Annotated in this window: 16 protein-coding genes; 6 read left to right on the top strand and 10 right to left on the bottom strand. The window is 67.7% G+C overall.

All coding sequences use genetic code 11. The features are described 5' to 3' along the window. Positions 1–14 precede the first annotated feature (14 nt). The 5 genes from HZA32_02375 to HZA32_02355 all read right to left on the bottom strand — a co-directional run bounded on the left by HZA32_02375 (position 15) and on the right by HZA32_02355 (position 3,739). Positions 15–635, bottom strand: coding sequence for a hypothetical protein (locus HZA32_02375; GenBank protein ID MBI5422904.1), 621 nt, complete (start codon positions 633–635; stop codon positions 15–17). 45 nt (positions 636–680) lie between these two features. Further along, a complete protein-coding gene (locus HZA32_02370; GenBank protein MBI5422903.1) occupies positions 681–1,355 on the bottom strand; it encodes a DUF502 domain-containing protein in 675 nt (224 codons plus the stop codon). A gap of 162 nt (positions 1,356–1,517) precedes the next feature. Next, a complete protein-coding gene (ybeY, locus tag HZA32_02365; GenBank protein ID MBI5422902.1) occupies positions 1,518–2,003 on the bottom strand; it encodes an rRNA maturation RNase YbeY in 486 nt (161 codons plus the stop codon). Between the two features lie 177 nt (positions 2,004–2,180). After that, positions 2,181–3,179: a PhoH family protein gene (locus HZA32_02360; GenBank protein ID MBI5422901.1), complete on the bottom strand. Its 999-nt coding sequence runs from the start codon at positions 3,177–3,179 to the stop codon at positions 2,181–2,183. Positions 3,180–3,241: 62 nt separating this feature from the next. Further along, complete coding sequence (locus tag HZA32_02355) at positions 3,242–3,739, bottom strand: HIT domain-containing protein (protein MBI5422900.1); 498 nt, start codon at positions 3,737–3,739, stop codon at positions 3,242–3,244. A gap of 107 nt (positions 3,740–3,846) precedes the next feature. Here HZA32_02355 and HZA32_02350 point away from each other — a divergent pair, with 107 nt between their 5' ends. From HZA32_02350 to HZA32_02340, 3 genes are all read left to right on the top strand, one after another. Next, the gene (locus HZA32_02350; protein ID MBI5422899.1) at positions 3,847–4,695 is read left to right on the top strand and encodes an alpha/beta hydrolase; all 849 of its coding nucleotides are present in this window, start codon (positions 3,847–3,849) and stop codon (positions 4,693–4,695) included. 123 nt (positions 4,696–4,818) lie between these two features. Beyond that, positions 4,819–5,463 carry a DUF2238 domain-containing protein gene (locus HZA32_02345; GenBank protein ID MBI5422898.1) on the top strand — a complete coding sequence of 215 codons (645 nt, stop codon included), beginning with the start codon at positions 4,819–4,821 and terminating at the stop codon, positions 5,461–5,463. Further along, positions 5,438–6,502, top strand: a complete 1,065-nt coding sequence (locus tag HZA32_02340; protein ID MBI5422897.1) for an exosortase/archaeosortase family protein — start codon at positions 5,438–5,440, stop codon at positions 6,500–6,502. The genes HZA32_02345 and HZA32_02340 overlap by 26 nt, the downstream gene beginning before the upstream one ends. 3 nt (positions 6,503–6,505) lie before the next feature. Here the strand turns inward: HZA32_02340 and HZA32_02335 are convergent, their stop codons facing one another. Then, entirely contained in the window at positions 6,506–9,334 is a 2,829-nt protein-coding gene (locus tag HZA32_02335; protein MBI5422896.1) for an insulinase family protein, read from the bottom strand. A 160-nt stretch (positions 9,335–9,494) separates the two neighbouring features. Then, the gene (locus HZA32_02330) at positions 9,495–12,317 is read right to left on the bottom strand and encodes an insulinase family protein (GenBank protein MBI5422895.1); all 2,823 of its coding nucleotides are present in this window, start codon (positions 12,315–12,317) and stop codon (positions 9,495–9,497) included. A gap of 151 nt (positions 12,318–12,468) precedes the next feature. Between HZA32_02330 and HZA32_02325 the strand changes: the two genes are divergently transcribed. From HZA32_02325 to HZA32_02315, 3 genes are read left to right on the top strand one after another with little or no spacing between them, the layout of a single operon-like run. Then, entirely contained in the window at positions 12,469–13,518 is a 1,050-nt protein-coding gene (locus tag HZA32_02325; GenBank protein MBI5422894.1) for a deoxyhypusine synthase family protein, read from the top strand. A 58-nt stretch (positions 13,519–13,576) separates the two neighbouring features. Further along, complete coding sequence (locus HZA32_02320) at positions 13,577–14,008, top strand: four helix bundle protein (protein ID MBI5422893.1); 432 nt, start codon at positions 13,577–13,579, stop codon at positions 14,006–14,008. Continuing rightward, the gene (locus HZA32_02315) at positions 14,005–15,288 is read left to right on the top strand and encodes a 3-deoxy-D-manno-octulosonic acid transferase (GenBank protein ID MBI5422892.1); all 1,284 of its coding nucleotides are present in this window, start codon (positions 14,005–14,007) and stop codon (positions 15,286–15,288) included. Before HZA32_02320 ends, HZA32_02315 begins: the two co-directional genes overlap by 4 nt. Here the strand turns inward: HZA32_02315 and HZA32_02310 are convergent. The 3 genes from HZA32_02310 to HZA32_02300 are packed head-to-tail and all read right to left on the bottom strand — an operon-like array spanning position 15,257 to position 18,397. Then, positions 15,257–16,402 (bottom strand): galactosyldiacylglycerol synthase, encoded by a 1,146-nt coding sequence (locus tag HZA32_02310; GenBank protein ID MBI5422891.1) that lies wholly within the window; start codon positions 16,400–16,402, stop codon positions 15,257–15,259. The genes HZA32_02315 and HZA32_02310 overlap by 32 nt on opposite strands. Before the next feature lie 4 nt (positions 16,403–16,406). Continuing rightward, the gene (locus HZA32_02305) at positions 16,407–17,249 is read right to left on the bottom strand and encodes a UDP-2,3-diacylglucosamine diphosphatase (protein ID MBI5422890.1); all 843 of its coding nucleotides are present in this window, start codon (positions 17,247–17,249) and stop codon (positions 16,407–16,409) included. Beyond that, positions 17,246–18,397 carry a glycosyltransferase family 1 protein gene (locus HZA32_02300; GenBank protein ID MBI5422889.1) on the bottom strand — a complete coding sequence of 384 codons (1,152 nt, stop codon included), beginning with the start codon at positions 18,395–18,397 and terminating at the stop codon, positions 17,246–17,248. The genes HZA32_02305 and HZA32_02300 overlap by 4 nt, the downstream gene beginning before the upstream one ends. Positions 18,398–18,407 lie beyond the last annotated feature (10 nt).

The raw sequence follows: 18,407 nt of genomic DNA, 5'->3' as shown, positions 1-18,407 counted from the left end.
CGGCGTCGCGCCGTTCAGCGCAGGCGAATCTCGGTGTCGCCGGCGACCCAGGCTTCGAGGCGCTGGGTGAGTTGCGCGACGGTGGCGGCCTCGGGATTCTGGCCGGCGATGGGCTGGTTGAGAATCTGGGCGGCGGCCTCGCGCTCGACGGAGCCGAGTTGTTGCCACCACTGTTGTTTCACCGGGTAGCCTTCGTCGCGGAGGAAGACGAAGAGCGATTTCAGCCAGACCAAATCGGGGCGCGCGCCGGTTTCGAGCGAGCTGAGGCTTTGGCGGAGCAACGCGACGATCGGCGCGCGGGACTCGTCCGCGACGGGGTTGCGGGTGATCAGCGTGGCGAGGGCGGCGGCGGCGCGGAGGGCGTCGTAGCTACGGCCGATGCCCGGAAAGCGGCGGAGATGGCGGTGTTCCTTGATGAACCAGGTGCGGCCTTGCGAGGATGAGTCGAGGGCGAGTTCGGCTTCGTCGAAAAGATCGAGGGGCGGCGTGCTCGTGGCGGCTTTCGTGGAGACGCGGCGCAGGCAGAGCAGCATGCCGTGTTCTTCGCTGAAGGCGGTGAGTTGCTCGAAAGTGTCGGAGCCGGACGCCTGGCGACCGAGGATGAAGGCGACGCTCGTGAGCTGTTGGCCGGGCATGGGGACGGAGGACGGCGCCGGCGAAGGCTGACGCGGGTTCCGGACTCAGGTGCCGGCGGCCCAGGTTTTGAGGGCGGCCTTGGCGGCAGCGGGGTCGTTCCAGTGCGGGAGCACGGCGCCGCAGGAGATGACGGTCTTCATGGCGTCGGAGACGCTCATCTCGAGTTCGACGACTTCGGCCGAGGGGAGAAACATGAAGAAGCCGTTCACCGGGCTCGGGCAGGTGGGCACGAAGACGGCCCAGTGGTCGCCGGCGAGATGCTGATGCGGTTCGCCACGGGCGGTGTTGGTGACGAAGCCGATGGTCCACGCGCCGGGGCGCGGGAATTGCACCAGGACCACCTTGTTGAATTGCGCACGGTCCTTGGTGCCGAAGGTGTCGATGAATTGTTTAACGCTGTTGTAGAAGCTGCCGACGCCCGGGATGCCTTGGATGAATCGCTCAGTCATCGCGCCGACCCATTGACCGAGCAGGAGGCGTGAGAGGTAGCCGAGCGCGGCGATGAGGGAGAGGACGATGACAGTCGTCGCGATGTCCCAGACGATCGCGGGCAGGTGGCTCAGCGCGTCGGGCAGGTAGGGCTGGAACAGCGGGGTGATCGAGCCGCCGACGAAACTAATGATCAGGCGCAACGCCCAGATCGTCACGACGAACGGCGCCACCAGCACGAGGCCGGTGAGGAAGGCGTTGCGAAGCGAGGTGAGGCGGGTTTCTGCCATGGACGGCGCGGATTTGGGCACGCAATGCGCCCCGGACGCAAAGGCAAATCAGCGTGGTCTGGAGCGCGCGGTGACCCGGGACGATGTCGGCGACGTGCGAAGATCGCAGAACGGAGGCGTGGGATGTCGCCGCCGGGACGGCGGCGACCACCTTGGGCGGCTTCAGCGCAGGCGGAAGGCGGGGATGGCGCGGTGGGCGATGAGCAGCTTCAGCGCGCGGGCCTCGGCGGCGCGCATGCGGCGCTTTTTCGCGGGCTGGAGGTCGTCGAAGCCGACGAGGTGCAGCCAGCCGTGCACGAGGTAGAGCGTGAGTTCCGTGGCGAAGTCGTGGCCGTGCTCGCGGGCGTAGGCGCGGGCAGTGTCGGCGGAGACGCAGATCTCGCCGGCGAGTCCGGCCGCCGCGTCGCCTTCGAAGGTGATCACGTCGGTCGTCGTCGGGTCGTCCATGAAGTCCTCGTGGAGTTGCGCCAGCGCGGGGTCGGTAAGGAAGACGAGGGAGAGCTCGCCGGGCGGAAGGGCGGAGGATGGTGGACGGAGGACTGAAGACGGAGGACAGGGGACGGAGAGCTGACGACGGTTGACGGAGGACCGAGAACGGAGGGCGGCCCGGGAGAACCTGGCGCGGTGCGCGCGGGCGAAGGTCGGCAGGTCGGCGGGGACGACGCGGAAATGTTCGTCGAGCAACGCGATCACGCGGCGGACTTGCGCGGCGGGGGCGCGGAGTCGCGGATGGCGGTTTTGGATTTCGATCGGACGCGGAGGCACGGAGGGTCGGATGGATTGCTTCGTCGCTGCGCACCTCGCAATGACAAGGCGGAGCAGAAACTACGGTCCGGTCGGGTGGCCGGGGCGTTGGGCGTCCTCGCCGGAGGTCTTGGCGTGCTCGTAGGCGTCGATGATTTTCTGCACGAGCGGGTGGCGCACGACGTCGGTGGCGGTGAAGTGGTGGACCTCGATGCCGGGGATGTTGCGGAGGATGCGCGGGGCCTGAAGGAGGCCGGAGGGCTTCGTGCGCGGGAGGTCGATTTGGGTGACGTCGCCGGTGATGACCATGCGCGATTCGTCGCCGAGGCGGGTGAGGAACATCATCATCTGCTCGGGTGTGGTGTTCTGCGCCTCGTCGAGGATGATGAAGGAGTTCGCGAGCGTGCGGCCGCGCATGTAGGCGAGCGGGGCGATTTCGATGATGCCCTTTTCGGCGAGCGTCGTGGCGTCCTCGGGCGAGAGGAGGTCGTGCATCGCGTCGTAGAGCGGGCGCAGGTAAGGGAGGATTTTTTCGCGGAGGTCGCCGGGGAGGAAGCCGAGGGTCTCGCCGGCCTCGACGGCGGGGCGGGTGAGGACGACGCGTTGCACCTGGTTCTTCATCAGGGCGGTGATCGCGGCGGCCATGGCGAGGTAGGTCTTGCCGGTGCCGGCGGGGCCGATGCCGAAGACGACGGGGTTTTTCTGGATGGCCTGGAGGTAGAGTTTTTGACCGATCGTTTTCGGAACGATGGTTTTCTTCGCGGTGCCGATTTGGAGCGGCTCGGAGAAGAGGGCGCGCAGGCGCTCGGGGCCGCCGTCGGCGACGAAGGTCTCGAGCAGGCGGCGAAAATCGGCGGAGCGCATCGCCATGCCTTGGGTGCGGCCTTCGTTGAGGCGGGCGAAGAACTCGTCGGCGCGCGCGACGGCGGCTTCGGGGCCGTCGATTTTCAGCCAGTCGTCGCGGGTGACGAAGCGGACACTGAGTTTCTGTTCGGCCAGCGTGAGGTTCTTCTCGTCGTTGCAGTAGAGCTGCGCGAGGTGGCGGGCGTTGGGGAACTGGACGGTTTTCGAGGCGGGCACTGGACGGAAGAGCGGAAGACGGAGGACTGAGGACTGAGGACGGAAGAAGGGGAGTGGCGGAGCTACACGCGGGCGGGGATTTTCGGGAGCGTGTCGGTGAGGCGGCGATACATGGCTTCGAGGGATTGCGGGAGGACGCGCGTCTCGCCGATCACGGGCATGAAGTTCGTGTCGCCGGACCAGCGCGGCACGATGTGCGCGTGGAGGTGCGGGATGCTGCCGCCGGAGGCGGAACCGAGATTGAAGCCGATGTTGAACGCCTGCGGATTGAGCGCGGCCTGGAGGAGTTCCTTGGCGAAAACGATTTCGTCCATCAGGTCAGTGCGCTCGGCGGCGGTGAGCTCGGTGAGATCGGTGGCGGCGCGGAACGGGACGGCGAGCAGGTGGCCGGCGTTGTAGGGAAAGCGGTTCAGCACGAGGTAACTCAGTGCGCTGCGATGGACGATGAGTGCCTGCGCGTCGTCGCCGAGTGCGGGCAACGCCGTGAAGATGTCGCCGGTGTCGGGCAGCCGCGGCGTCTCGATATACTCCATGCGCCAGTAGGCGTGCAGGTGTTGCATTGAGTCGGGACGGTGGGACAGGCGGGAAGGGTTGTCAAAGCGCCGATTGGCCGGGCGGCCCGGGCTTGCGCGCTCGACAATCGGGCGGCGCGCGGTGTCTTGGCGGCATGTCCGAAATCCTGCTCAAGGCCGCGGCGAAACGCGGCGTGACCATACCGCCCGGCTCGCTCGACGAGGCGGCGCTGGGGGAATTGGCGGCGGCGATTTTCGTGCGGCCGATGCGCGGGGCGCGGCGGATGCCGCGCGAACTCGGCTATCTTGAAAACGCGCGGCCGCGGACGCTGCACACGAGTTACGGCGAGCTGGCGGCGTGGGAATGGGGCGCGGCGGAGGCGCCGCTGGTCGGGCTGGTGCACGGTTGGGAAGGGCACGGCGCACAGCTCGGGGCGTTCGCCGCGCCGCTGGCGGCGGCGGGTTTTCGCGTGCTGACGCTCGATCTGCCGGGGCACGGGGACTCGCCCGGCGACGAGGCGCATGTGCCGTTGGTGGCGCGGACGCTGGTGGAGGTGGAGCGCGAGGTGGGGAAGTTTTTTGCGCTGATCGGCCACTCGATGGGCGCGGCGGGTGCGGCGATGAGCGCGACGCTCGGCGCGGCGCCGCGCGGGTTGGTGCTGCTGGCGCCGCCGCAGAGCCAGCTGGAGCGGTTGACGCGCGTGGCGGCGCGGATGCAGCTCGCGGACGGGCTGCGCGAGAAGTTCTTCGCGGCGGTGGAGCGGCGGACGCGGTCGCGGTGTGCGGACGTGGACATGCGGGTCGTGGCGCGGCAGGCACCGTGCGCGTTGTTGGTTTTCCACGATCCGGCGGACGAGGATGCGAGTTTCGCGGCGGCGGAGGAGTTCGTGGGCATGTGGCGCGGGGCGCGGATGGTCGCGGTGCCCGGCCGGGGGCACTATCGGATTTTGGCGACGCCGGAAATCGTGCGGCAGGCGGTGGAGTTTATCGCGGCGTTGCGGTGAAGAGGGCGAGATGGGCGGGGATGGCGCGGGCGATCGGCTGGCGTGCCACCTGCCGGCTTGAAGGCCAGGCGTGGGTGCGCAAGCTGGCGGCGTGCGCGCACAATCCAAGCGGAGGAAAAATCGATGGAGCGGAGACTGACGGTCTTTCTCGTCCTACTGCTGCCGGTGCTCGGCTGGTCGGCGGTGCGGCCGCATGATTTCTTCACGTGGTTCCTCGAAGTCGTGCCGGTGTTGATCGGTGTGCCGCTCATCGTGGCGGTGCGGCGGCGTTTTCCGCTGTCGACCTTGCTGCTCGTGCTCGTGTGGCTGCATTCAGTGGTGCTGATCGTCGGCGGGCATTACACCTACGCGCGGGTGCCGATGGGCGAGTGGTGGATGCAGTGGTTCGGCTGGACGCGGAACAATTACGACAAGCTCGGGCATTTTGCGCAGGGGTTCGTGCCGGCGGTGCTGGCGCGGGAGATTTTGTTGCGGACGTCGCCGCTGGGGAATCGCGGCGACGGGCGGCCGAGTCGGTGGACGGGATTTCTTGTCGTGGCGGTTTGTCTCGGGTTCAGCGCGTTCTACGAGCTGATGGAGTGGTGGACCGCGGTGGCGAGCGGCGCGGCGGCGGATGATTTTCTGGGCACGCAAGGTTACGCGTGGGACACGCAGTCGGACATGGCGTGGGCGTTGATCGGCGCGCTGGCAGCTTTGACATTGCTCAGCGGCGCGCACGACCGTTCGATGGCGCGCGTCACGCATGGAAGCCGTCCCGAATCCCGCTAATCCAACCCAGGTCGCCGCGCCCGCGCGCGTGCCGGCGCAATTTCTCGCGGCGTTGGGATTGGCGGGCGGATTCGTGGCGTTCGTGGCGTGGGATCAGTCGCACTGGTGGCGGGTGAAGGAGGATTATTCGTTCGGCTGGCTTGTGCCGTTGTTCACGGTCTACGCCGTCTATGATCGTTGGCCGCAGATCGCGGCGCGAATCGCGGAAGCGGAGCGCGTGGGACCGGCGGCGGGGTGGGTGCGTTGGACGTTGAACGCGGCGGCGACGCTCGGGCTGGTGAGCGGGGCGCTGTTCTTCCTGCTCGGCGCGTTTTATCGCGCGGGCGCGGGGACGTCGCAGCCGGGGACATTTGCGCTGACGAGCGGCATGGTGGCGGTGGTGCTGTCGCTGTTGTTTTTCAATGTGCCGGTGGCGACGGTGGCTGCGGCGAGCGGGGCTGACGGAAGGGCGGTTGGGGGCAACCGCCCCTACCGGGCGATGCGGGAGCTGTTTGGGGAACCGCGGTTTCGCGTGGCGGCGCTGTTTGTTTTTCCGGTGTGCGTTTGGTTGATTTCGGCGCCGCTGGTGTCGGCGGTGGAGGCGCAGGTGAGTTTGTTCCTTCTCCGCAAGGTCGTGACGGTGGTGGCGTTCGTCTTCGACGTGCTCGGGTATCCGGTGGAGCAGCAGGGCAACGTGCTGATGCTGCCGAAGGGGCCGGTGGGCGTCGCGGAGGCGTGCTCGGGCATCCGGTCGCTGACGGCGTGCCTGTTCGCGGGATCGTTTCTCGGGGCGATGTTTTTCGACCGGTTGTGGAAGAAGGTTTTTCTCGTGGTCGCGGCAATGGGGTTCGCGTTCGTGATGAATCTCGCGCGCAGCCTGTTCCTCACCGGCTGGGCCTACGCCTATGGGCCGGAGGCGATCAACGGCACGGTGCACGACACGGCGGGGTATGCGGTGCTTGGGCTGACTTGCCTCGGGTTGCTGGCGCTCGTGCCGTTGCTGAATCTGAAGCTCGAAAAATACATCGCGCCGGCGACGACGGACGAGACCGCGGACTGACGCCTAGCGTTTGGCCGGCAGGACGGTGAACTGCAGGGCGCGGTCGCGCGGCAGGATTTCGCGGGCGAGGTGGTTGATGTCCGCGAGCGTAATGCGCTCGAAGTCCGTGGTGCGCGTCGCGGGCCAGGTGAGGGCTTCGGGTTTGCGATGGGCCTTCAGTGCGATGTGCCAGAGCCAGTAGGCGTTGCCCTTCAATTGCACGCGGGTGCGCGCGATGATGGGCGTAACGGCGGTGGCGAGCTCGGCGGCGGTGGCGCCGTGGCGGGCGAGATCGTCGGCTTCCTGTAGAATGAGTTTGCGGACTTTCGCGGCCATCTTCGGGGCGGTGGTGACGAACGCGAGCAGGTAGCCTTCCTCCGTGCCGATATCCGATCGCCAGTAGTCAGCACTCGGAGAATAGGCGGCGCCGAGATCCTCGCGCACGCGTTGGAGAATGCGTTCGCCGAGCACGGCCGAGAGGACTTCGAGCCGCCGCGAGGCGTGGAAATCGCGGCCTTGGTCGGCGGGCCACAGGAACTGGATTGCGGCGCGCTCGGAGGTGACGGGGCCGGACACCGGGAACTCGCCGCCTTTCTTCACGAAGTGCACGGGGAATTCCTCCGCGCGCGGCTCGGCGCGTTCCGGGAGGGCGCCGAGCGTGCGGGCGAGGATGGGCACGACCGTCTCGGGATCGAAGTCGCCGACGAGGGCGAAATCCAAGGGAGCCTCGCGAAGCGGGACTTCGAGCCAGGTGCGGAGATCGGCGCGTTCGATCTTGGCGATGTCTTCGGGCGCGGGCGCACGGTAGCGCGCATCGTGATGGGTTGCTTCGTGGAAGGAGTGCAGTCCGAGCACGCCTTCGGTGGTGCGAAGCGATTCCGCGTGTCGGCTGATCAAGTTGGTCTTCGCGGCGGCGATGGCTTTCTCATCCCAGCGTGCGTCGGTCAGGTAGGCGCAGAGCAAGCGCAGCGTGAGATCGGCTTTCTCGGGCGGCATGGTGCCCGAGAAGTTGAAGGAGCCTTCGTTGACCGAGAACTGCATCGTGATCGGCTCGACGGAGAGGAGGTGGTGCAGTTCGGCCACCGGGATGCGATTGAGTCCGCCGTCGAGGAGCGACGCGCTGGCGAGCGGGGCGAGGGCGGCTTTGTAGGGCGGGGCGGTGAGGAGGCCGTGGCCGAGGGTGAGGGCGAACTGCACCTGATTCGCCTCGAAGGCGGTGCGCTTGAGGGCGACGCGCACGCCGTTCGCGAACTCGATGAGATGGATGTCGGTGGCCTCGTCGTGGCGGCGGGACCGAATCTCGCCGGCGGGGCCGAATTCGCGGTAGGGGAACTCGACGACGTTCGGCCGGGCGGGAGCTTCGAGGGGGCGCCGGTTCTCGGCGGTGAAGGCGGCGTCGACCATGGCTGCGCTGTCGCGCACGGGGAAATAGCCGTAGCCGAACAGGCGCGCGCGGCGTTGCTGCCAGAGGGAGCGCCAGGCTTCGGCGACCTCGAAAACGGTGATGGCGGGGAGCAGCTCGCGGGCGATGCGGAGATTCTCGACGGGGCTGGTGGAGACGACCCGCCACAGGGCTTCCTGCGCGACCCAAGCGGCGAGTTCGCTGGAGTCGGCCGTGGAGGCGGAGGCCAGAGCGAGCTCGTTGCTGCGGAGCACGCGGGACTTGGCGGCGTCGGCTTCCGCCTGGTAGACGGTCATCTCGAGGGTGCGGCGCAACTCGCGGGCAAGAGTGGTGGCGGAGGTGTTCCAGGCGTCCGAGGTGGATTGAATGTAGACGCTGGCCTCGGTCGCGTGAGGCGTGGCGGCGAGGAAGCGCGCGCCGGCGCTGGAGAAAACGCCGCCGGTTTCGCGGGTGATTTTTTGTAATCGCTCCGTGAGGACCTGCGAGGCGATCCCTGCGGCCATGGCGCGGCGTCGCTCGGCGAGCCCGTCTTCACGGCGGAGCGTGACCGAGGCGACTTCGAGATAGAGGCCGCCGGCTTCGGCATCGTGCACGATGCTGGCGGTGGCCTCGGCCGGATTTTCCAGGAACCCGACGTCGACGACGGGCGCGGGATCGGCCGGGGCGGCCAGAGACGAGAATTGGCGTTCGACCGCCGCGGCCAGCGTCTCGGGCGCGGCGTCGCCGACGACGGCGAGGATCATCCGCTCGGGGCGATACCATTTGCGGTAGAAGGCGCGGAGCTTTTCCGGTGTGGCCTTCTCGGGGTCGCCTTCGACGTTGTTGCTGAGCGGGCTGAGCGGATACAGCTCGCGGCGGCGCCGGAGCTCGAAGCGCTGCGCGACGGACCGGCGATCGCGGCTCTCGGAGGCAATCACGCCGCGCTCGCGTTTCACCTCGCGCGATTCGAATTGCACGCCGTCGGCGAAGTCGCGGAGGACACCGAGCACCCAGTCGATTTCAGCGGGCCCGTTGCCCGGAGCGTCGAACTGGTAGATCGTGTGCGTGACGAAAGTGAAGGCGCTCGATTCGGGGCCGAAGCCGATGCCGCGGCGTTCCATCTCGGCGCGGATCGACTCGCCGGGGAAGTGGCGCGTGCCGTTGAAGGCCATGTGCTCGACGAAGTGCGAGAAGCCGCGCTCGTCGGGCCGCTCGTGCATTGCGCCGACTTCCACGATGAGGCGGTAGCTGACGCGTCCGGCGGGGACGGCGTTCTGGCGCACGACGTAGCGGAGGCCGTTGGCGAGCGTGCCCCAACGCCACGCGGGATCGGGGTGGAGGTCGGGCGTCTCGATCGGCCAAGCGGCGGCGCGCAGGGCGGCGGTCGCGGCGAGAAACAATGCGACGACGATGGGAGCGAAGGACAGGTGGGCAAAGGGGAGCGCGGCGCGGCGCTCCGAGGCGGAGTGCATCACGAACAGGAGTTGAGAATGGCCCGTGAGCCAAGAGGCCGGAGGATCGCGGCCGTTTGGCAACCCGCATTCAACGTGGCGAGCATGGGCGTGAACAGAAAAAATCCGCGGCCGTTGCGGGCCGCGGATTTGAATTCGATCGATGCGAAGCGGCGTGCGCTCAGTTCGCCTTCTTCGGCTCGGGGAGGGAGATGAACTCGCTGGAGTTCTTCGGATCGAGGTAGAGATGAGCGAGCTTCGTGAGCTCGGCGGCGGTGATCGACTCGGTGTCGGCGAGGCGATCGCGCGCCCACCCGAGGCGTTCGGGAGTTTCCTGCGCCGAGGCGAGCACGTTGCCGAGCCAGTAGGGATTGGTGCGGAGCGACTGGCGGACGTTGGTTAGGATGGGTTGCTTGGCGCGGACGAGTTCCTCCTCGGTCACGCCTTTCTCGAACAGGCTCGCGGCGGCGGCCTTCATGGCGTCGGCGACGGCGCGGGCCTTGTCGGGAGCGACGGTAGCCTGAGCGATGATGTGACCGTAGCCCTTGTAGGTGTCGCTGAGGTTGGCGCCGGCGTCGGGCGAGTAGGTGTCGCCCATCTCCTCGCGGATTTTCACGCGGAGGCGGTCGTTGAGCACGGAGGCGAGCATGCCGAGGCGGCGCGACAGGTGCGCTTCACGGCCGTCGGTGGCCGGCCAGAAGATCTGCACGATGCCCTTCGGGATTTCGGTCACGACGAAGAACTGTTGCGCGGCCGGCTTGCCGAAAGCGGCTTTGCGCTCGGCGTCGTAGGCGGGCTTGGCTTCGCGCGGGGGCAGGGCGCCGAAGGTGGCGGCGACGGCGTCGGTGGCGGCCTTGGCGTCGAATTCGCCGACGATGGCGATTTCGATCGCGCCGCGAGCGAACTGGGACGTGAGCCAGGCTTTCGACTCGGCGAGCGTGCGGGCCATGGCGGCTTCCTTGGGCGGGACGCCGAAGCGTTTGTCGCCGTTGGCGAGGATGCGCGGGACGTCGGTTTGGAGCGGGCCTTCGACGGTGTTGCCGAGGCGGGTGTAGAATTCGTCCAAGCGTTTGGCGAACACGCGCATCGACTCGGGGCGGAAGCCGGCGTCGGTGAGATACGCGGCGAGCAGCTGCAGCTGGAGTGCGAGGTCGTTCTTGTTGGTGGAGGCGTTGAAGACGAACGCGTCGCCGCCGATGGCGAAGCTCTGGCCAACGGTCTTGCCGGCGAGGATGCGCTGGAGGTCGTCGATGCCGTGCTTGCCGAGGCCGCCGAGCAGGAACGTGTTGCTCGAGAGGAACGCGAGGCCGGGCTTGTCGGCCGGCTCGGTGAGGCGGCCGCCGCCGATGCGGACGCTGACGCGGATGCGTCCGGCTTCGAAGTCGGTGGACTTGAGGTTGAGGCGGACGCCGTTGGCGAACTCGATGAGCGTGGCGCCGAGGTCGTCGACTTTCTGTTCGTGCTTCACGGCGCCGGGGGCGCCGAAGCTGGTGTAGGCGAAAGACAGCTCCTCGATTTTGGCAGGCGGCTTCACGGCGATGGCGCGGCTCGCCTCGTAGGCGGCGACGATCTGCGTCTCGGCTTGGTCGAGCGTGAGGTTGCCGGTGACCCAGAGGCGGCGGCCGGTCTTTGCGTCAAACGTCGTGCGCAGGGCGGCGAGGCAGTCGTCGACGGTGATCTTGTCCAGCGCGGGGACGAAGAGTTCGAGTTCGGCTTTGGGGTGGGTGAAGACGTTTTGGTCGACCAGTGAGTCGACGAGCTGCATCGAGAGTCCCTCGGAGCGGCGGGTCGGCGCGGTGCGGACGGCTTGCTCGAGGGCGTTGCGGGTGGCGGCGACGGCTTCCTTCAACTCGGGAGCCTGGAAGCCGAATTCGAGCGCGCGGCGCAGTTCCTGTTCGCCGACGCCGAGGGCGGCGCGCCATTGCTCGGGCTTGCAGGTGAGCTCGACGGAGGCGTTGCGGAAGAAGTCGAATTGCTCCGTCGCGCCGACCTGGCCGCTGAGGAACGGCGCGCCTTCCTGCTTGGAGAGGATGGAGAGGCGGCGGTTGAGCATGCGGAGGGCGAGCTGGCGCGGGAGGTATTTGAGGCGATTGGCCGCGTTGTCGGGCTCGTAGCTGTAGGGCGTGATGCTCTGGATCGATACCTGCACGGCGCCGGCTTCGGGCTCGGAGAGGAGCTTGGCGACGACACCGTTGGCCGCGCTGACTTGGCCGAGAGAGGGCTGGAGGGCGGCGGGGGCGCGCGGGGCGAGGGGCGCGAGTTTTTCCTTCAAGACGGCCTCGATCGCGGCCGGGTCGAAGTCGCCGACGGCGACGATGCTGATGAGGTCCGGGCGATACCAGGTGTTGTAGAAATTGACGAAGCGTTCGCGGGGCGCCTTCGCGATGACTTCCTCGCTGCCGATGGGAATGCGCTGGATGAAGCGCGCGTCGGGCAACAGGAACTCGAACTCGCCGATGAACTGGCGGAACTCGATGGAGTCGCGCGCGCGTTTCTCGCTGAGGATGATGCCGCGTTCCTTGTTGATCTCGTCCTCGAGGAGGAGCAGGCCGCCGGCGTAGTCAGCGAAGAGCGTGAGCGCCTTGTCGACGGTCTCGGCGTGGGTGTCGGGCAGCTCGAGCATGTAGACGGTGCGGTCGAAGCTGGTGAAGGCGTTGGTGTCGCCGCCGAAGCTCATGCCGAGGCGCTGGAAGAACTCCACGAGCGTGCCGGGTGCGTAGTGCGTGGAGCCGTTGAACGCCATGTGCTCGAGGAAGTGCGCGAGGCCGCGCTGCTCGTCGGTCTCGTTGAGCGAGCCGGCGCGGACGACGAAGCGGAGGCTGGCGCGGCCTTTCGGCTCGTGATTCGGCATGATCGCGTAGCGGATGCCGTTGTCGAGGCGGCCCCATTTCACCGTCGAATCGACGGGCAGGTCGGACGTCTCGTGGGGAAGTTGCGTGGTGATCGGAGCCGCGGTGAGCGGGGCGATCGCGAGGCACAGGAGGAGCGCGATGCGGGACAACATGGCCGGAACCATCTACGAGCTGGCCCGTCGTGGCAAGTGCGCGGCCATAGGCAATTCGGGTGAGATCTCCGACTGGCGTGGCACCGCTGCATCGGCTGTGCGGGCGAGAATTTTAGTGACCCCATCGCGCACGGGCTTTCTACTCGGCAAAATGAGCAAAGCCAAACGCCTGACGAAACGTCCCGAGGACATCAACGCGGCCCTCGCGAAGAAGAAGGGACCGGTCTCCCAGTTCATCGCGCACAACTACCGTCACTTCAACGCGGCGGCGCTGCTCGATGCCGCGAAGGGCTACGAGGCGCACCTCACCGCCGGCGGCAAGATGCTCGTCACCATTGCCGGCGCCATGTCCACCGCCGAACTCGGCATCACGCTCGCCGAAATGATCCGCCAGGACAAGGTCCACGCCATCGTCTGCACCGGCGCCAACCTCGAGGAGGACATCTTCAACCTCGTGGCGCACGACTACTACGAGCGCGTGCCGCATTACCGCCATCTCACCGCCGCCGACGAGCAGGCGCTGCTCGACCGGCACATGAACCGCGTCACCGACACCTGTATTCCCGAGGGCGAGGCGATGCGCCGCATCGAGGCCGCCGTGGCCGAGGAGTGGGTCGCGGCCGACCAGAGCGGGCAGCGGTTTTTCCCGCATGAGTTCATGTATAAAATTCTCCGGTCGGGTAAGCTGAAGAAGTCTTACCAGATCGACCCGAAGAATTCGTGGATGCTCGCCGCCTGCGAGAAGAACCTCCCGATCATCGTCCCGGGTTGGGAAGACGCCACGCTCGGCAACATGTATGCCGGCCGCTGCGTCACCGGCGAAATCAAGAACGTGCACACCGTCCGCACCGGCATCGAATACATGGTGTGGCTCGCCGAGTGGTATACGAAGACGGCGAAGCTCCTCCGCAACGGTGAGGGCTCGATCGGCTTCTTCCAGATCGGCGGCGGCATCGCGGGCGACTTCCCGATTTGCGTCGTGCCGATGCTGCACCAGGACCTCGGCCGCACCGGCGTGCCGCTCTGGGGCTACTTCGCGCAGATCAGCGACTCGACCACGAGCTACGGCAGCTACTCCGGCGCCGTGCCGAACGAGAAGATCACGTGGGGCAAACTCGGCGAGAAAACGCCGAAGTTCATCGTCGAGTCCGACGCCACGATCGTCGCGCCGCTGATCTTCAGCTGGGTGCTCGGTCGTTGAGGAGACCCTTGCTGCGGAGTGCGGAACGCGAAGTGCTGAGCGCCAGAAACTGCCAAACATGCCAGAAGCGACCACGAGGTTCCGGTTTCAACGACTGGATGTTTGGCAAGAGAGCCGCGTGCTTTATCGCATGGTGGCGCGGTTGCTGAAGAAGTTTCCGCGGGAGGAGACGTTTGGGCTGACCTCTCAGATGCGCCGCGCCGCTCGCTCGGTGAGCGCCAACATTGCCGAGGGCAGCGGACGGAACTCGGACGCTGACTTCGCGCAGTTCGTGGAGATTGCCTACGGCTCGGCGATGGAAGTCGCGTCGGATTCATTTCTCGCTTTGGACGAGGGCTACATCACCGGCGTCGAACAAGAACAGCTCCTCGCTCAGATCGAGACGGTCGCATCCAAAGCGTCCGGTCTCTACCGACGGTTGACCGGCACAGGTGTTTCTGGCGCTCCGCGCTCTGCGCTCCGCTCTCCGCAGAGGAGGGCGGTTTTGTGATCTACGTTTACCGATTGTTGTTCCTGCCCGCCCTCCTCCTCGCCTCGCCGTATTATCTCTGGCGGATGCGGAAGCGCGGCGGCTACGCAGACGGCTTCTCGGGGCGCTTCGGCGCGGTGCCGGAATTGCCGCCGCGAGGAACGCGGAAACGCGTGTGGCTCCAAGCCGTCAGCGTGGGCGAGATGCTCGCCATCGGTCCGCTCCTCGAGGGCTTGAAGCGCGACGGCTGCGAGACCTACCTCACGACGACGACGAGCACCGGCTACGCGCTCGCGAAGGAAAAATACTCCCTGCTCACGATCGGCATCGGCTATTTCCCGCTGGATTTCTGGACCTTCAACGCGCGGGCGTGGCGGCAAGTGCAACCCGACTTGTGCATCCTCATGGAAGGCGAGCGCTGGCCCGAGCACGTGCGCGCGGCGCGTAGGCGAGGGGTGCCCGTCGTGTGCGTGAACGCTCGCTTGTCGGATCGCAGCTTTCGTCGCTCGGCCCGATTCAAATGGGCCGTCCGCTCGCTCGCGCGCGGCATCACGCGGGTGCTCGCCTCCGCCAAGCGCGACGAACAACGCTTCCGCGCCCTCGGCTTCCCCGCCGATCGCCTGGCGACCACTGGCAATCTCAAGCTCGACGTTTCGATCCCGTTGCTCGACGACGCCGCGCGCGCCGCGCTACGCCGCGACGTCGGCCTGCCCGCCGAGGGACTCGTGCTCCTCGGCTCGTCCACATGGCCCGGCGAGGAGGAGGCGCTCGTCGAGGCGTTGAAGACCGCGCGCGCGCACGGCCATCGCGTGTCGCTTCTGCTCGTGCCGCGCCATGCCGAGCGCCGCGACGCGCTCCGCACGATGCTCTCTGGCAGCGGGCTGACTTATCACTTTCGCTCCGAGGGCAACGCGCCTGCCTTCGTCGACGTCGCGGTCGGCGACACCACGGGCGAACTTCGCAAGCTCACGCAGCTCGCCGACCTCGTGTTCGTCGGGAAAAGCCTGCCGCCGCACGATGGCGGTCAAACGCCGGTCGAGGCCGCGATCCTCGGCAAACCCGTGTTGCACGGCCCGGCGATGACGAACTTCCGCGACATTGTCCGTTCGCTGACCGACGCCGATGCGGTGCGCCGCGTCGCGACGCACGCCGAGCTCGTGCGGACGGCCGTGGAGTTGCTGGAGAACGCCGCGGCGCGCGAGCAGCTGGCCGCGGCCGCGCGGGCTTGGAGTGAAGCGAATCGCGGCGCCACCGAGCGCACGCTGGCGATCATCCGTTCGGAACTCGCGCCGCGGCAGTGAGCGCCGGAGAGGCTCCGACGCGCGCGAGCACGTGCGTGGCGATGTCGCGTGCGGCGGTGGGGCGGGCGATGCGGCGCAGGCCGGCGCGCATTTCGCGCCAGCGCTCGCCGTCGTGGGCGAAGATGGCGTGGAGCGTTTGGGAGATCTCGTGCGGCGTCTGGGCGAGCGCGCCGGCGTGGTGCGCTCGCAGGAGTTGCCAGTTGCCTTCCTCCTGACCGGGGACGACCTGATTCACGACCATCGGGCAAAGTGCGTTGATCGCCTCCTGCGTGGTGGCGCCGCCGGCTTTGCTGATGACGACGTGGTGGGTCATGAGCAGTTCCGGGATGCGATCGGTCCAGCCGAGGACTTCGCAGTGGGCGGGCGCGGTGCGCACGAGGTGCTCGAGCTGACGTTTCAACACCTCGTCGCGTCCCACGGTGAAGGTGACCTGCCAGTTCGACCAAAGCGTGAGCGCCTGCGCAGTCTCGAGCGCGCGGGTGCGGCCGGAGTTGATCATGTAGAGAATGCGGCGCTGGCGCGTGCGCGCGGGATCGGGCGGCAGGAGCGTCGGATCCCGGTCCGGAAATGCCGCGGCGACGGGGAATCCGGAAACGTGCACCTTGCTCGCGGGCACATTTGCTTTGTGGAGGAACGTGGCGGAAGTGCTGTCGGTGACGAACCATCCCTCCGACGGCGCGCGATACCAGAGCGAGTTGATGGTGAGCGCGTCGGTGACGACGGTGTAGAGCGGCGGAACGGCGTAGCCGCTGGCGCGGAGCTGCTGCACCAGCCAGGCGTAGACCGGATAGGTGCTCAGGATCGCGTCGGGGCGGCGGTCGCGGAGGACTTGCGCGAGCAGTTGGGCGTGGCCGTGGAGCGCGCGCAGGAGGAGCGGGGCGCGCGGCGAACGGTCGAGCCATTGGTAGAAACTGCTCCAGAGGAGTGGCGCGTGGTTGATGACGCGCAGGTAGGCGCCGCGGGAAATCTTGTCGAGGCGCGGGGCCTTCTGCGCGAACAGGTCAAACACCTCGACCTCGACGCCGGGATGTTCGGCGAAGGCGGAGCGGAGCGCGCGGGCGGCGCTATTATGGCCTTCGCCGTAGCTGGCGCTGAGGATCAGGATGCGGCGCATGGGATCACGCGCCGAAGGCGGCGAGGGCGAGGGTGGGCGGAAGCGCGGTCGCGTCGGCGTCGTCGCTCGCGGTCTCGGCCTGCGGCATCGGGAACTGCGCGAGGAAATCCTTGAAGTAGATCAGCTCGAAGCGGCCGTCCTCGTGTTCGACGATGGCGCTCATGGTTTCCACCCAGTCGCCGGAGTTGAGGTAGTGGATGCCGTCGATCTGCTTGTCGGCGGGCGTGTGGATGTGGCCGCAAATAACGCCGACGCAGCCGCGGGAGCGGGCGAGGGCGGCGACTTGGTCCTCGAATTTGCCGACGAAGGAGACCGCCTGCTTCACGCGCGCCTTGATCGCCTGGCTGAGCGAGAAGTATTCCTTGCCGCGCACCTTGCGCCACCAGTTGTAGGCGCGGTTGAGGCGCAGGAGGAGCGAGTAGCCCATGTCGCCGAGGTGGGCGAGGAAGACCATGTTCTTGATCACGCCGTCGAAGACGTCGCCGTGGAGCACGAGGTAGCGGCCGCGCGGCGTCTCGAGCACGCAGTCCTCGACGAGTTGGATGCGCTCGAATTGCATCGGGAGGAGCCGGGCGAGGAAGTCGTCGTGGTTTCCGCGTAGGTAGACGACGTCGGTGTCCTTCTTCTGCACCATCGTGAGCACGCGGCGCATGAACCGCGTGTGAGCCTTTGTCCAGCGGCCGTCGCGGGTGAGGCGCCAGCCGTCGATGATGTCGCCGTTGAGGATGAGGCGGTCGCAGCGGACGTGCTTGAGGAAGTGCGTGGCCTCGTCGGCCTTCGAGTGCGGCGTGCCGAGGTGCACGTCGGAGAGGATGGCGGTGCGGACGCGGAGGACGGGTTTGCTCATGGCGAAGTTGAGAGCTGGGAGTTGAGAGTTGAGAGCACACGGACCGGCGCGCGGGTGCCGCGGTGCTCGTCGATCGCCTCGGCGAGGTCGTGGGCGAAGCCGTCGACCACGGCGTCCCACGAGAGGCGGGCGGTGGTGGCGCGGCCGGCGCGGGCAACGCGGGCGCGGAGCGCGGCGTCGTTGGCGAGGCGCACGGCGTGGGCGATGAAGGCGCCCTCGTCACCGGGACGAGCGACGAGGCCGTTTTGTTCGTGGCGGATGAATTCGTGCGCGGCGGCGTAGTCGAAGGCGCTGACGGCGAGCCCGCTGGCGAGCGCTTCAGTAACGACGTTGCCGAACGTCTCCGTGAAGCTCGCGTGCAGATAGAGATCGCCGCTGGCGTAGTGGCGCGCGAGGTTGACGCCGGTGTAGAAGCCGGTGAACACGGCGTCGGGCCGCTGCCGCTGGTAGGTCGCGAGCATCGGGCCGTCGCCAACGAGCACGAGGCGGGCGCGGGGTTGCGCGGCCTTGATGGCGTCGTAGGCGCGGAAGAGCAGCGGGTAGTTTTTTTCCGCGGCCATGCGGCCGACGTGGACGATCACGAGGTCATCCGCCGCGGCGCCCCAGGAGGCGCGGAGGTCCTGATCGCGGCGCTCGGGTGTGAAGAGCCGGGTGTCGACGCCGCGCGAGAGCAGGCGGAGGTTCGCGTAGCCCTCGGCCGCGAGGCGGTCGCGCAGGTCGTGCGTGGGGACGAAGGTGCGGCGCGTGCGGTTGTGCACGCGGCGGAGCCATGCGGTGACGAGCGGCTTGAGCCAGCCGAGGCGGTAGTCGCGCGCGTATTGGTCGAAGTTGGTGTGAAAGCTCGAAGTGACGGGCAGGCCGAGTTCGAGCGCCGCCGTGATGGCCGACGAGCCGAGCGGGCCCTCGGTGGCGACGTGCACGATGTCGGGCGGGTTGAGCGTCCAGAGTTGCCGCAGGCGGCGGCGGGCGGGGAAGCCCACGCGCAATTGCGGATAGCCCGGCAGCGGGAAGCCCGGCAGGCGCACTTGGCGGCAGGCGAGGCGCTGCGTCGTGGTGTAGCGCGGCGATTCGTGGCGCTGGCGCGGGCGGACGACGGTCACGCGATGACCGCGCGCGGCGAGGCCGTCGACGAGGCGGCCGAGCGTCATGGCGACGCCG

The organism is Opitutia bacterium (assembly GCA_016217545.1).
Lineage (GTDB): Bacteria > Verrucomicrobiota > Verrucomicrobiia > Opitutales > Opitutaceae > Didemnitutus.
Note: the sequence above shows the minus strand (reverse complement) of the source record. Positions and strands in the feature narration are given on the sequence as shown.

What these genes read in the sequence shown, in the direction of transcription:
- HZA32_02375 (MBI5422904.1), bottom strand. Translation starts at nt 635, where the DNA reads ATGCCCGGCCAACAGCTCACGAGCGTCGCCTTCATCCTCGGTCGCCAG.
- HZA32_02350 (MBI5422899.1), top strand. Translation starts at nt 3,847, where the DNA reads ATGTCCGAAATCCTGCTCAAGGCCGCGGCGAAACGCGGCGTGACCATA.
- HZA32_02300 (MBI5422889.1), bottom strand. Translation starts at nt 18,397, where the DNA reads ATGACGCTCGGCCGCCTCGTCGACGGCCTCGCCGCGCGCGGTCATCGC.
- HZA32_02355 (MBI5422900.1), bottom strand. Translation starts at nt 3,739, where the DNA reads ATGCAACACCTGCACGCCTACTGGCGCATGGAGTATATCGAGACGCCG.
- HZA32_02305 (MBI5422890.1), bottom strand. Translation starts at nt 17,249, where the DNA reads ATGAGCAAACCCGTCCTCCGCGTCCGCACCGCCATCCTCTCCGACGTG.
- HZA32_02340 (MBI5422897.1), top strand. Translation starts at nt 5,438, where the DNA reads ATGGAAGCCGTCCCGAATCCCGCTAATCCAACCCAGGTCGCCGCGCCC.
- HZA32_02370 (MBI5422903.1), bottom strand. Translation starts at nt 1,355, where the DNA reads ATGGCAGAAACCCGCCTCACCTCGCTTCGCAACGCCTTCCTCACCGGC.
- HZA32_02320 (MBI5422893.1), top strand. Translation starts at nt 13,577, where the DNA reads ATGCCAGAAGCGACCACGAGGTTCCGGTTTCAACGACTGGATGTTTGG.
- HZA32_02345 (MBI5422898.1), top strand. Translation starts at nt 4,819, where the DNA reads ATGGAGCGGAGACTGACGGTCTTTCTCGTCCTACTGCTGCCGGTGCTC.
- HZA32_02330 (MBI5422895.1), bottom strand. Translation starts at nt 12,317, where the DNA reads ATGTTGTCCCGCATCGCGCTCCTCCTGTGCCTCGCGATCGCCCCGCTC.
- HZA32_02310 (MBI5422891.1), bottom strand. Translation starts at nt 16,402, where the DNA reads ATGCGCCGCATCCTGATCCTCAGCGCCAGCTACGGCGAAGGCCATAAT.
- HZA32_02325 (MBI5422894.1), top strand. Translation starts at nt 12,469, where the DNA reads ATGAGCAAAGCCAAACGCCTGACGAAACGTCCCGAGGACATCAACGCG.
- HZA32_02335 (MBI5422896.1), bottom strand. Translation starts at nt 9,334, where the DNA reads ATGCACTCCGCCTCGGAGCGCCGCGCCGCGCTCCCCTTTGCCCACCTG.